This is a genomic window from Stenotrophomonas sp. (assembly GCF_031995405.1).
Taxonomy (GTDB): domain Bacteria; phylum Pseudomonadota; class Gammaproteobacteria; order Xanthomonadales; family Xanthomonadaceae; genus Stenotrophomonas.
In genome coordinates this window covers 1-12,168 of the sequence record NZ_DAMAGC010000127.1, presented here as the reverse complement: position 1 = coordinate 12,168, position 12,168 = coordinate 1, and the positions used below count along the sequence as shown (strand labels likewise).

Here is a 12,168-nt window from a genome sequence, read left to right as displayed (position 1 = left end):
CAGCCGTATGACGGTGTGACCGGCAGCACGTGCAGGCCTTGTGGGGCTTGGGTTTCCTCAAAATGCCAAAGCGGAACGCATGAGGCACGAGGTGTTGGGTGCGCCGTGGCCGGGCAGGCGGTGTGGGGGTTGGGGGGGCACGCCGCGAGTACGTTCTGGGTTGGCCTTTGGGGCTTGGGGGTGCCCAGAATCCTGGAGCGGGAAGCGGGAAGCTGGAAGCGGCGGGTGCTGGGTGCGGCTTGGGTGGGCGGGGGTGTGTGGGTTCGCGGGACACGCTGCAAGTACATCCTTGTAAGCTCGCGTACGCCATCCATGGCGTACGACGGTCCCGCGAACCCACACACCCCCGCCCCAGACAGTGGGCTGGTGGCCGTCGAAAACCCTGGAAGCGCGACGCAAAGACGGCAGGGCTGATGCTTGTAGCTGATGCTTGGCTGTGGCTGTGGCTGTGGCTGTAGCTGTGCTTGTGCCTGTTCACTGCGCACCAGCCAACTGTCTGGGGCGGGTACGGGTGGGCTTGCGGGACCGTCGTACGCCATGGATGGCGTACGCGAGCCTACAGGGACGTACTTGCGGCGTGTCCCGCAAGCCCACCCGTACCCGCCCAAACCAGCGAAAGCGCGCACACGCCGGCCGTTGATCTGAAAAAAAACGCGCACGGCAAAACACCGCGCCGCCGTGCGCGAGGGAAGGACCAGGGTGCGCGACGGCGATGGCCTGGCGCGCTGACAGGACCATGCTAGGCTGCGCCAAGCAGCGGATACAGAGCCAGCGTTTGGCCATCCGCATGGTTACAGATTCCTGCGGGCACCCGATGGCAGCCAACCTTTACCAATCCCTCGCCGATGAAATGGCCGATGCCATCCACAGTGGTCGGCTTCCCGTCGGCACCCGCCTGCCATCGCTGCGCGGGCTGGCCGCGCAACGCCAGCTCAGCCTCAACACCGTCATCGCCGCGTATCGCCAGCTTGAAGACGCCGGGCTGGTGATCCCACAGCCGAAAGCAGGCTTCGTCGTCAGCGCGCGCCTGGCCGAACCCACCCGCTCGCTGCGCCAGGCGCCGTCACTGGCCACCACCCAGGCTCAACAGCTGATGATGGCCCGTGTGCTGGCCGCACAGCAGCAGCCCGGCATTGTCGACCTCGCCTTCGCCGGCCCCCGGGGGCGCCGCTTCTATCCCGGCGACAAACTGGCGCGCAGCACCGCACAGGTACTGCGCCGTGCCGGCATGGTGGAAACCTACGCGCGCCCCAATGCCGCTACCCGCCTGCTCGAACAGATCGTAAGGCGCGGTCCGCGGCTCGGGCTGCACACCAGCGTCGAACGCCTGGTGCTGACCCACGGCGCGATGGAAGCGCTGCAGCTGGCACTGCGTGCGGTGACCCGTCCTGGCGATGCGGTGGGCATCGAAGCGCCGTCGTATTTCAACCTGTATCCGCTGCTCAGCAACCTGGGCCTGAAGGCGATCGAACTGCCCACCGACCCGCGGCTCGGGCTGGACGTGGATGCCGTCGCCGCGCAGCTCGAACGAGGCGCGCTGGCCGCGATCGTGGCGATGCCGAGCGTGCACAACCCGCTTGGCTTCACCATGCCGGTGGTCGAGAAGCAGCGGCTGGCCGCACTGGTGAACCGCCATCGGATTCCGCTGATCGAAGATGCCGTGTATGCCGAACTGCAGTTCCAGGAGCCGCTGTCGCCGTTGCTCAAGTCCTTCGACGACGACGGCTGGGTGATGGTGGTCAACAGCTTCTCCAAGACGCTGGCGCCGGACTACCGGATCGGCTGGCTCGACGCAGGTCGCTTCGCGGCGGATATCCAACTGCTCAAGTTCCAGTCCACCGGCGCCGAACCGCGCCTGCTCGGCGAAGCGGTTGGCGCGTTCCTGGAAGCCGGCAGCTACGAGCAGCACCTGCGCCGGTTGCGTCGTCTGTACAGCGACCAGGTGCGGCGCGTGCGCAGCCTGATCGCCCAGCATTTTCCGGCCGGGACGCTGGCCACCCAGCCCACCGGTGGTTTCCTGCTGTGGGTGGAGCTGCCCGCCGGCATCGACACCGGCGAACTGTTCGAGCAGGCGCTGGCCCGCGGCGTGGTGTTCATGCCCGGCCAGGTGTATTCGCGCGGCGCGCGCTACCGGCATTGCCTGCGGCTGTCCTGCTGCCAGGAGCTGGACGAGCGCTACGTGGCGGCGATCAGCACGCTGGGCCAGCTGGCCTGCGGCCTGCGCGGCGAATGAAGCGTCCATCCGCCTGCGCTCCGCGCCAGCCACCCATGGGGTGGCTCTACCGGTCACGGTGGCCCTAGCCACCCATGGGGTGGCTCTACCCGGTCGGGGCCCTGACGCGGTAGAGCCGCGCCCTGCGTGGCTGCCTCGGCGCGCTCGGACGCCCTACGCCTCGTGCAGCCGCAGGCAGCCCGCCAGGCCCGCCGGATCGGCTCCGGGCGCGTACGGCAGGCGTCCCAGGCAGGGCATCGGCAGGCGCGCGCGCAACAGGGTCATGTTGTCGTCGATGCGCGCCATCTGCGGGTCCACCTCGTTGCCGATCCAGCCGATGCAGGTCGCCCCGCTGGCCGCGATCGCCGCCGCGGTCAGCCGCGCGTGGTTGAGGCAGCCCAGCCGCAGCCCGACCACCATCACCACCGGCAGGCGCAGCGCATGCACCAGATCGGCCTGGTCGAGGTTGCCCGACAACGGTGCCAGCCAGCCGCCTACGCCTTCGACCACCACCGTGTCGGCCTGGACACGCAGGCGCGCGAACGCGGCTTCGATCGGCGCCAGCGCCAGGCTCACGCCGGCGTCGGCGGCGGCCAGCTCGGGCGCCAGCGGCAGCGGCAGCGCATACGGGTTGAGGTCGGCATAGGCCGGTTGCGGGTCGCTGGCGGCCAGCAGCGCCGTGGCGTCTTCGTTGCGCAGGCCCTCGGTGGTCCATTCGCAGCCACTGGCGACCGGCTTCATGCCCACCGCGCTGCCCCCGCGCTGGCGCAGGGCATGCAGCAGCACGCAGCTGATGAAGGTCTTGCCGATGCCGGTATCGGTGCCGGTGACGTACAGGGCGGGGAGCGGTTGGGCGGTCATCGGCGCGGCGTTCGGGAAGGAGCGGTGCATTATCGGCGGTCCCGGGGCGCCCTGCTGCTTGCTAGACTCGGCCCATGTTCGAGAACTCCACGCTTACCGGCAGCAAGCCGGAACAGTACGGCCAGCTGCTGGCCCAGGCCCGTGCGCTGGTGCACGGCGAGCGCGACCGGATCGCCAATGCCGCCAACCTGTCGGCGCTGGTCTACCACGCGCTGCCGCACCTGAACTGGGTCGGTTTCTATTTCTACGACGGCACCGAGCTGGTGGTCGGGCCGTTCCAGGGCCTCCCGGCCTGTGTGCGCATCCCGCTGCACAAGGGCGTCTGCGGTGCGGCCGCCAGCCAGCGGGTGACCCAGCGGATCGAGGACGTGGACGCCTTCCCGGGCCACATCGCCTGCGATTCGGCCTCGCGCTCGGAACTGGTGGTGCCGCTGGTCAAGGGCGATACGCTGATCGGCGTGTTCGACCTCGACAGCCCGTTGCTGGCGCGCTTCGATGCCGAGGATCAGGCCGGCCTGGAAGCCATCGCCGCGGTGTTCGTCGAGGCCCTGGGATGAGCGTCAAGCTGCGCAACATCGGCCCCAAGAGCGCGGCCTGGCTGCGCCAGGTCGGTCTGCGCACGCCCGAGGAGCTGACCGCCGTCGGCGCGGTGGGCGCCTTTGTGAAGGTCCGCCGTGCCGGCTTCAAGCCCAGCCTCAACCTGCTCTACTCGCTGGAGGGCGCGCTGCAGGACTGCCACTGGCAGGAGCTGCCTGAAGCCCGTCGCATCGAACTGGTCGCCGAGTACGACGCGATCATCGCCGACAAGCCGCTGAAGAAGGCCCCGCCGGCCTCCGGCCCGGTCTACGACCGCACCGCCGAGCGCCGCGATGACGACGACGCCGGCGATGCGCCGCCGTTCGACCGTGAGGACGAACACGCGGAGTGATCAGACCTGCTGGAGTTCCAGCAGTTCGCCCCACAACCGTTCGTCCTCGCGCTCGACGCGCAACTGCAGCCGCGTACCGTGATCGATGCGCAGCGCCCAGCACATCGCCATCGGCAGGCCGCACACCTGCGACAGCACCATCCGCAACGGACCACCGTGGCTGACGATCAGTGTCGCCGGCGGATCGGGCTCATCGAGCAGCCGATGCAGGCCGCGCGCGATGCGGCGTTCGAAATGCCCCCAGCTCTCGCCCTGCGGCGGGGGGTTGGCATGCGGGTCCAGGTGGAAGGCGGACAGCTCCTGCATCGGCAGGTCGTGCAGCGCCTGCCCGTCCCACGTGCCGAAATCCAGCTCTTCCCACTCTTCGTCGGCGATCACCTCCAGCCCACGCGGCAAGGCCAGTGCATCGGCGCTGGCCAGCGCACGCTGGCGCGGTGAACTCAGCACACGCTCCCAGCCCAGCGCCGCATAGCGCGCGCACAGGGCGTCGGTGCTGCCGTCTTCCAGGGGTGGATCGGTGCGACCGTCCAGGTGGCCATCGCGGCCGGTGCTGGCATGGCGGATCAGGTCGAGGATCATGCTGCGCCCCGTCTGCTGCCCGCTGCGGCCGGCCGGTGCGGGTCACGGACGTCGGTGCCGGGGTGCTGCAACCACAGTGGGGTCATGGAGATCACATCGAAAAAGCGAGGCGCATTCTAACCGGTGCGCTCCACCGGCCCGGCCGATCGCTTAGACTGCGCGCACTTTCAGGTGACCCGGGGCTGCGATGCCGCCAGGTTGAAACGGGAAGCCGGTGACGCGTCGGGCCCCGAGCCACGCCGCCACTCCGGCGCTGCCCCCGCAACGGTAAGCGTGGAAACACCAGGCAATACGCCACTGTGCTTCGGCATGGGAAGGCGCCTGGCACGATGGCACCGCCATCGACATGCGAGCCCGGAGACCGGCCTGGAAGACGACTGGTTGCGATGCGGCGGGCATGGCGGCGGCAAGCGGTGCCGTGTGCCCGCTCTCCGTCGAGTGATTCCTGCAGCGCGACCATCCCCACCCTTTGCCGCGCGGGCGTGCGCGGTGCATGGAGTCATCGATGAAGCTGCAGATCCGCGTTCTTGCCCTGGCCGTGTTGTCGGCCCTGCCCCTGTTGGCGTCCGCCCAGGACGAAGCCACCGCGCTGGACCAGGTCCTTGTCACAGCCACCCGTACCCCCATCGCCCTGCAGGACAGCATTTCGCCGGCCCAGGTGATCGACCGCGCCGAGATCGAGCGCAGCCAGGCACCGTCGCTGCAGGACCTGCTGCGCGGCCGGGCCGGGATCAACATCACCAACAACGGCGGCCTCGGCAAGCAGAGCTCGCTGTTCCTGCGCGGCACCAATTCGGCCCACACCCTGGTGCTGGTGGATGGTGTGCGCATCAACACCGGCGACCTGGGCCTGGCGATGATCCAGGACCTGCCGCTGGAACAGATCGAACGCATTGAAATCGTGCGCGGCCCGCAGTCCAGCCTGTACGGCGCCGATGCGATTGGCGGCGTGATCCAGATCTTCACCCGCCGCAACGCCGGCACCTTCGCGCCGCACCTGCAGGTGGGTGGCGGCAGCAACGGCCTGCGCGAGGCCAGCGGCGGCTTCGGCGGCAGCGGCGAGCGCGGCTGGTTCGGCACCGACATCGCCTACCAGCACACCGACGGCATCAACTCCTGCCGCGGCGATGCGGCCACGTTCGCCGGCTGTGGCGCCGACGAACCCGACCGCGACGGCTACCGCAACCTGTCCATGAGCCTGCGTGGTGGCTACACGCTGACCGACGCGCTGAGCGTGGAAGGCACCGCGCTGCGCGCCAAGGGCGAGAACCACTACGACGGTTACTACAACTATTCGGAGACCCTGCAGCAGGTACTCGGCGGCAAGGTCCGCTACAGCCCCAGCGAGCGCTTCAACCTGACCGTCAATGTCGGTCGTGCCGACAACGAATCGGACAACTACAACGGCAGCACCTGGCTGGGCGCGGCGCAGACCCACCGAGACAGCGCCTCGGTGCAGGCCGACATCGGCCTGGCCGAGGGCCAGCTGCTCAGCGCCGGCGTGGACTGGAGCCAGGACAACCTGGACGGCAGCAGCGCCGGCTACCTGGTCGACAGCCGCGACAACACCGGCGTGTTCCTGCAGTACCAGGGCCGCTTCGGCGCGCACCACCTGCAGGCCAGCGTGCGCAATGACGACAACGAGCAGTTCGGCAACCACACCACCGGCAGCCTCGGCTGGGGCCTGGACCTGGGGAGCGGCTTCCGCCTCAATGCCAGCTACGGCACCGCCTTCAAGGCGCCGACCTTCAGCGACCTCTACGATCCGTGGAGCGGCGTGCCCGGCCTGGATCCGGAGACCTCCAGGAGCGCCAACGTCGGCATCGCCCAGCAGGGCGACGGCTGGCGGTGGGGCCTGGATGTGTACGAGACGCGCATCGATGACCTGATCACCTACGACGCCACCACTTTCATGATGTCCCAGGTGGAAAAGGCGCGTATCCGCGGCGCGGAACTGACCGGCGCGATCGCCTGGGCCGGGTTCGATGTCAACGCCCAGCTCAGCCATACCGATCCGCGCAACCGCACCGATGGCAGCGCGCAGTTCGACAACTGGCTGGCGCGCCGCGCGCAGAACACCGCGCGCCTGGACATCGACCGCAGCTTCGGCGGCTTCCGCGCGGGCATCACCGCCAACGGTGCGGGCAAGCGTTACGACAACGCCGCCAACACGGTGCGCCTGGCCGGTTACGGCACCGTCGACCTGCGCCTGGAATACGCGCTGAGCCGCGACTGGTCGGTGCTGGGTCGGGTGAGCAACGTATTCGACCGCGACTACGAAACGGTGGCCTGGTACAACCAGCCCGGCCGCGAGTACCGCCTGAGCGTGCGCTACCAGCCGAGGTAGTGCCGAGCCATGCTCGGCAACCCGTAACGCCGATCCACGCTAGGCAACTCGAATGCCGGGCCATGCTCGGCAACTCGAATGCCGATCCACGCCCGGCACCTCGAATGCCGATCCTCCCTAGGTATCCCGTAGTGCCGAGCCATGCTCGGCAGCCTTTCCAGCCGTCGCGCCACCAAGGCGCGACGCACTCCCGCTCCCCCAACACCCAAGACAGCGGGCAAGCAGCCCTGTAACAGCAAAACACGCCAACCACCGGCCGTCATACCAGCCCCACGCGCACTCCGTGGACCAGGGCTTCACCCGCGCTATAGCGCCAGCAATTCCTGAAGGTCATCCATCACCGCCACCGCCTCCACGGTGTCCAGGTCGAGACCACGTGGATACCCGTAGCGCACCAGTGCCACCGGCATCCCCGCGTCCACCGCCGCGCGGTAATCGGTAATCGAATCGCCCACCATCAACGCCGCTTCCGGCGCAACGCCGAAGTGCGCGGCAATATGCCGCAGCGGCACGCCACTGGGCTTGCGCTCAGGCAGCGAATCACCGCCAAGCACCAGCGCGAATTCATCCTCCAGACCGAAATGCCGCAGCAGCGGCGCCACCAATGCCGAGGGCTTGTTGGTGCAGATGGCCATGGGAACCTTGCGCGCGCGCAAACCCTGCAACGCCTGTTGCACACCGTCGAACAGGCGCGGGCTACGCAGCAGGCAGGCCTCGTAGTGACGCATGAAACCGGGCATCACCGCATCCAGATCCACGTGGCTGCCTGCCGCGGTAAACGCCTGCTCCACCAGACGGCGCACGCCATCGCCGATCCAGGTCAATACGGTCGCCTCCGGCACGCGCGGCAACTGCCAATCCTGCAGCGTGCGGTTGAGCGCTTCGGCGATATCGGCCGCGCTGTCCACCAGCGTGCCATCCAGATCAAACACCACCAACGGATACGGATACGACAAGACGCGACTCGCTTCAACGACGTGGGAAGGCACAGTGTACGCCGCGCTCCCGGCGCGCCCGCTCACCTGCACTTGACTGCACCCTGCGTGCTACGGGATGCAAATCATCCTCAGATCCGCGCCAGAAAGTCCGGGCTGGCGAAGCGCTCCACCAGGAAATCCAGGAAGCTGCGCATGATCGTCGGCAGCTGCCGCCGCGATGCGTACACCGCATGGATGCCCAGGCCTTCCACGTCGTAGTCGGGCAGCACTTCAATCAACTCACCACTGCGCAGCAGCGGGGCGATCTGGTAAGTCGGCAGCATGGCGATGCCCGCACCGGCGCGCACCGCTTCGAGCAGCAGCGAGGCTTCGTTGGCGCTGATGTTGCCCCCCACCGCCACGGCGATGGCACGCCCGTCGCGCTGCAGGTGCCACACACTCTTGCCGACATAGTGGTGGGTCAGACAGTTGTGCCCGGCCAGTTGATCGGCCGTGGTCGGCGTACCGCGTTCGGCCAGGTACGATGGCGCCGCGCACAGCACCGAGCGGCATGGCGCCAACCAGCGCGCGATCAGCGACGGATCGATCGCGCGCGAAATACGCACCGCGATATCCACCCGTTCTTCGACCAGGTTGACCACCCGATCCACCAGCAGCAGTTCGACCCGCGTCAGCGGATGGCGCTTGACGAAATCGGCGACCGCCGCGGCCAGGTGGATCTGCCCGAACGACACGCTCGCCGTGACCCGGATCAACCCGTGTGGCTCGGGATTGTCTGTCGCCAGCTCGCCGTGCAGCTCATCGCCGATCGCCAGCATCTGCCGGAACCGCAGCAGCGCCGCCTCCCCCGGCGCCGTCAGGCTGATCCGGCGCGTGGTGCGGTGCAGCAACCGCGCGCCCAGCCAGCGCTCCACCTCGGCCAGGTAGCGGGTGACCATCGCCCGCGACATCTCCAGCGCCTCCGCCGCGGCGGTGAGACTGCCGCGCTCGACCACCTCCACGAACACGTTCATGGCTGTCATGCGATCCATCTGATCGATCCACGCAACAAATTAGACCGTTATACGCGGTTTTTCGGACGATTCATGGCGCATACGCTGGCCTTCCTTCCACAACGGATCTGCCCCCATGAAGATTGCCCTCGTTGGTGCCACCGGCAACATCGGTCGTGAAATCGCCCGCCAGGCCCTTGCCCGCGGCCATCAGGTCACCGCCATCGTGCGCCGTGAAAACGACCTGCCGGCCGAACTGGACGGCGCCCAGCTCGCCGTCGCCGCGCTGGACGATACCGACGCCCTGGCGGCGGTGATCGCCGGCCACGATGTGCTGGCCAGTGCCTTCGGCCCGCGTCCGGGCGACGCCCCCGGCACGGTGACCACCGTTTCTGCCGAGCTGGTCAGGGCCGCGCGCAAGGCCGGCGTGCCGCGCTTCATCATGGTCGGCGGCGCCGGCAGCCTGGAAGTGGCCCCCGGCGTGCAGCTGGTGGATACCGAAGGCTTCCCGGACGCCTACAAGCCGGTCGCCCTGGCCGCGCGCGAAACCCTCAAGCAGCTGCAGGCCGTCGATGACCTCGACTGGACCTTCTACTCCCCCGCTGCCGAAATCGGCCCGGGCCCACAGCGCGGCGGATTCCGTACCCAGGCGAAGAGCTTCCTGGTGGCCGCCGATGGCCACAGCCGCATCAGCTACGCCGACTACGCCGATGCGTTCGTCAGCGAGATCGAGACGCCGCAGTACGTGCGGGAGATCGCCACGGTCGCGTATTGACGCAGCCGCCGGCCGTTGGTTGGCACGGACAGAGCAGCCGAGCGTGGCTCGGCTCCACCGGAGCAGCCGAGCATGGCTCGGCTCTACCTGGCCCCGGCGTGATGCCGGGGCCGTATTGCACAGGAACCTCTGATATGACGCACCTCTCCCGCACTCCCGCCCTGGCGCTCGCGCTGGCCATCGGCGCGGCGCTTGGTGTGACCGCACCCGCCGTCAGCCGCGCCGCACCCGCCGCCACCCAGGCGCACGCACTGCACGTGCAGCCCTACCATCCCGGCGACAAGGCGCTGTTCTCGGTTGCCTCCAACCTGATCACCGGCCAGCACGACGCCGTGCTGATCGATGCCCAGTTCGCCGCCTCCGACGCTGCCCGACTGGTCCAGCGCATCCGCGATTCCGGCAAGCGCCTGACCACCATCTACATCAGCCACGGCGACCCGGACTACTACTTCGGCCTGGCCACCCTGCAGGACGCCTTCCCCGACGCCCGCATCGTCGCCACCGCGCAGACCGTCGCCCACATCACCGCCACCCAGGCCGGCAAACTCGCCTACTGGGGTCCGCAGATGGGCGCCGACAAACCCGCACGCATCGTCATCCCGCAGGTCCTGGACGGCAACACCCTCACCCTCGAAGGCCAACCGCTGCGCATCATCGGCCTCGATGGCCCGAGCCCGGACCGCACCGTCGTCTGGATTCCGGCCCTGCGCACCGTCCTCGGCGGCATCCCCATCGTCGCTGGCGAACACGTCTGGATGGCCGACACCCAAAGCGCGCAATCGCACGCCGATTGGCTCACCACCCTGGCCGCCCTCAAAGCCCTCAACCCCAGCCGCGTCATCCCCGGCCACTACGCCAGCGGCGCGAAACTGGACAGCAGCGCCCTCGATTTCACCGCCGCCTACATCCGTGCCTTCGACGAAGAAACTGCACGCAGCCGCAACGCCGAGTCGTTGATTGCCGCCATGAAAAAGCGCTATCCCACCCTGCAGGGCGTCAGTTCATTGGAGGTGAGCGCGAAGGTCGCCAAGGGTGAAATGCAGTGGCCGTAACGTCGCATTGAAGTGATGCCGAGACGTCGCGTTGCTCATGCGTCATGCCACCACCGGATGTTGAAAACCATCCAGCGGTCGATCGGGGTGCGACCCTACCGTGGTCATGCAATGTCGTCGTGGTGACGCGGGATGTTGTTCGTTTGCCATGCGACCACCGGACGTTGAAAAACAGCCAGCGGTCGATCGGGATGCGACCCTACCGTGGTCATGCGATGTCGTCGTGGTGACGCGGGATGTTGTTCGTGGGTCATGCCACCACCGGATGATGAAGCACGGTCGGCGGTCGATCCGGATCCAACCCTACCGCGATGCAAAATGCCGTGCCGCCAAACAGAGCAATGCTCCTTGCAGTTGCCGTTGCACTTCCCCTGCACACCGACACGGTAGCGAGGGGTGGCGTGGGTGGGTTTGCGGGACCGTCGTGCGCCATGGATGGCGCACGCGAGCCTACAGGGACGTACTTGCGGCGCGTCCCGCAAACCCACCCACGCCACCCAAACCGTCGGCACCAGGAAACGACGGCATTTGACGTTGCCGTTGACGTCGATCTCCAAAAGCCCCGGAAGCTCAACAATCATCCAGATGATCAAACAGCCCCGGCTGGCTCACCGCCTCACGCTCCCGGAATCCCCCCAGCCCCACCCCCACCAACCGATACCGCGTCTCCCCCGGCAGATCCACCCGCGCCCGCAACGCCAACGCGATATCCCGCAACTCCTCCATCGACTCCGGCGGCGACTCCGGCGTGAAACTGCGCGTAATGATCCGGAACTGCGACGTCTTCAACTTCAGCACCACCGTGTGCCCCACCCGCTCCGTCTTCCGCGTCGCGTGCCACGTCTTCCCCGCCAGCTCCACGATCGCCGCCTCCAGCGCCTCCAACGGCAGATCCTCCGCGAACGTATCCTCCGACGAAATCGACTGCACCGGCTGGTCCGGCTCCACCGCACGCTCATCGATCCCCCGCGCGCGACTGTACAACCGCGCACCGAACGTCCCGAAGCGGCTCTCCAGCACCTCCAGCGGCAGCGCCCGCAGATCGCCCACCGTCGCGATCCCCAACTCTGCCAGCTTGCCCGCCATCACCTTGCCCACCCCCGGCACCCGGTTTACCGGCAACGGCGTCAGAAACCGCTCCACCCGATGCGGCGGCACCACGAACTGACCGTCCGGCTTGCGCCAGTCCGACGCGATCTTGGCCAGGAACTTGTTTGGCGCGATCCCCGCCGACGCCGTCAACTGCGTCTCCTCACGGATCTGCGCACGGATCACCTCGGCGATTTCCGTCGCCACCGTCATCCCGCCCTTGTGTACCGTCACATCCAGGTAGGCCTCATCCAGCGACAACGGCTCCACCAGGTCCGTATGCCGCAGGAAAATCTCCCGCACCTGCCGCGACACCGCCTTGTACCGCACGAAATCCGGCGGCACGAACACCGCATCCGGACACAACCGTTCCGCGCGCAGCGCCGGCATCGCCG

General features: G+C 68.0%; 11 protein-coding genes and 1 riboswitch. Of the genes, 6 read left to right on the top strand and 5 right to left on the bottom strand.

Annotation, left to right across the window (positions count from 1 at the left end; genetic code table 11):
* Window positions 1–814 precede the first annotated feature (814 nt).
* On the top strand, window positions 815–2,233 hold the full coding sequence (locus tag RTO53_RS16940) for a PLP-dependent aminotransferase family protein (protein WP_312238894.1): 1,419 nt from the start codon (window positions 815–817) through the stop codon (window positions 2,231–2,233).
* A 153-nt stretch (window positions 2,234–2,386) separates the two neighbouring features.
* Here the strand turns inward: RTO53_RS16940 and bioD are convergent, their stop codons facing one another.
* The gene (gene bioD / locus RTO53_RS16935) at window positions 2,387–3,073 is read right to left on the bottom strand and encodes a dethiobiotin synthase (RefSeq protein WP_312238896.1); all 687 of its coding nucleotides are present in this window, start codon (window positions 3,071–3,073) and stop codon (window positions 2,387–2,389) included.
* A 74-nt stretch (window positions 3,074–3,147) separates the two neighbouring features.
* Between bioD and RTO53_RS16930 the strand changes: the two genes are divergently transcribed.
* Window positions 3,148–3,630 carry a GAF domain-containing protein gene (locus RTO53_RS16930; RefSeq protein ID WP_312238893.1) on the top strand — a complete coding sequence of 161 codons (483 nt, stop codon included), beginning with the start codon at window positions 3,148–3,150 and terminating at the stop codon, window positions 3,628–3,630.
* Window positions 3,627–4,001, top strand: coding sequence for a TfoX/Sxy family protein (locus RTO53_RS16925; protein ID WP_312238892.1), 375 nt, complete (start codon window positions 3,627–3,629; stop codon window positions 3,999–4,001). The genes RTO53_RS16930 and RTO53_RS16925 overlap by 4 nt, the downstream gene beginning before the upstream one ends.
* On the opposite strand, the gene RTO53_RS16920 is transcribed toward RTO53_RS16925, so the two are convergent.
* Window positions 4,002–4,580, bottom strand: coding sequence for a histidine phosphatase family protein (locus tag RTO53_RS16920; RefSeq protein ID WP_312238891.1), 579 nt, complete (start codon window positions 4,578–4,580; stop codon window positions 4,002–4,004). It lies immediately after the preceding gene.
* A 152-nt stretch (window positions 4,581–4,732) separates the two neighbouring features.
* A riboswitch (cobalamin riboswitch) is annotated at window positions 4,733–4,965 on the top strand.
* 120 nt (window positions 4,966–5,085) lie between these two features.
* On the opposite strand from RTO53_RS16920, the gene btuB reads away from it, so the two are divergent.
* Window positions 5,086–6,927, top strand: coding sequence for a TonB-dependent vitamin B12 receptor (btuB, locus tag RTO53_RS16915; protein WP_312238890.1), 1,842 nt, complete (start codon window positions 5,086–5,088; stop codon window positions 6,925–6,927).
* A 305-nt stretch (window positions 6,928–7,232) separates the two neighbouring features.
* On the opposite strand, the gene gph is transcribed toward btuB, so the two are convergent.
* Window positions 7,233–7,883, bottom strand: coding sequence for a phosphoglycolate phosphatase (gene gph / locus RTO53_RS16910; protein WP_312238895.1), 651 nt, complete (start codon window positions 7,881–7,883; stop codon window positions 7,233–7,235).
* 110 nt (window positions 7,884–7,993) lie between these two features.
* Window positions 7,994–8,896, bottom strand: a complete 903-nt coding sequence (locus RTO53_RS16905; protein ID WP_312238889.1) for a LysR family transcriptional regulator — start codon at window positions 8,894–8,896, stop codon at window positions 7,994–7,996.
* Window positions 8,897–8,993: 97 nt separating this feature from the next.
* Here RTO53_RS16905 and RTO53_RS16900 point away from each other — a divergent pair, with 97 nt between their 5' ends.
* Window positions 8,994–9,632, top strand: coding sequence for an NAD(P)H-binding protein (locus RTO53_RS16900; protein ID WP_312238888.1), 639 nt, complete (start codon window positions 8,994–8,996; stop codon window positions 9,630–9,632).
* A gap of 134 nt (window positions 9,633–9,766) precedes the next feature.
* The gene (locus RTO53_RS16895; protein ID WP_312238887.1) at window positions 9,767–10,684 is read left to right on the top strand and encodes an MBL fold metallo-hydrolase; all 918 of its coding nucleotides are present in this window, start codon (window positions 9,767–9,769) and stop codon (window positions 10,682–10,684) included.
* 570 nt (window positions 10,685–11,254) lie between these two features.
* Here RTO53_RS16895 and dinB read toward each other — a convergent pair.
* On the bottom strand, window positions 11,255–12,168 hold a 914-nt coding region (gene dinB, locus RTO53_RS16890; RefSeq protein WP_312238886.1), incomplete at its 5' end, for a DNA polymerase IV.

Excerpts from the sequence above, each read along its gene's own strand:
- RTO53_RS16940 (WP_312238894.1), top strand. The coding sequence starts at position 815 with ATGGCAGCCAACCTTTACCAATCCCTCGCCGATGAAATGGCCGATGCC.
- RTO53_RS16925 (WP_312238892.1), top strand. The coding sequence starts at position 3,627 with ATGAGCGTCAAGCTGCGCAACATCGGCCCCAAGAGCGCGGCCTGGCTG.
- btuB (WP_312238890.1), top strand. The coding sequence starts at position 5,086 with ATGAAGCTGCAGATCCGCGTTCTTGCCCTGGCCGTGTTGTCGGCCCTG.
- RTO53_RS16895 (WP_312238887.1), top strand. The coding sequence starts at position 9,767 with ATGACGCACCTCTCCCGCACTCCCGCCCTGGCGCTCGCGCTGGCCATC.
- RTO53_RS16920 (WP_312238891.1), bottom strand. The coding sequence starts at position 4,580 with ATGATCCTCGACCTGATCCGCCATGCCAGCACCGGCCGCGATGGCCAC.
- bioD (WP_312238896.1), bottom strand. The coding sequence starts at position 3,073 with ATGACCGCCCAACCGCTCCCCGCCCTGTACGTCACCGGCACCGATACC.
- RTO53_RS16900 (WP_312238888.1), top strand. The coding sequence starts at position 8,994 with ATGAAGATTGCCCTCGTTGGTGCCACCGGCAACATCGGTCGTGAAATC.
- RTO53_RS16930 (WP_312238893.1), top strand. The coding sequence starts at position 3,148 with ATGTTCGAGAACTCCACGCTTACCGGCAGCAAGCCGGAACAGTACGGC.
- RTO53_RS16905 (WP_312238889.1), bottom strand. The coding sequence starts at position 8,896 with ATGGATCGCATGACAGCCATGAACGTGTTCGTGGAGGTGGTCGAGCGC.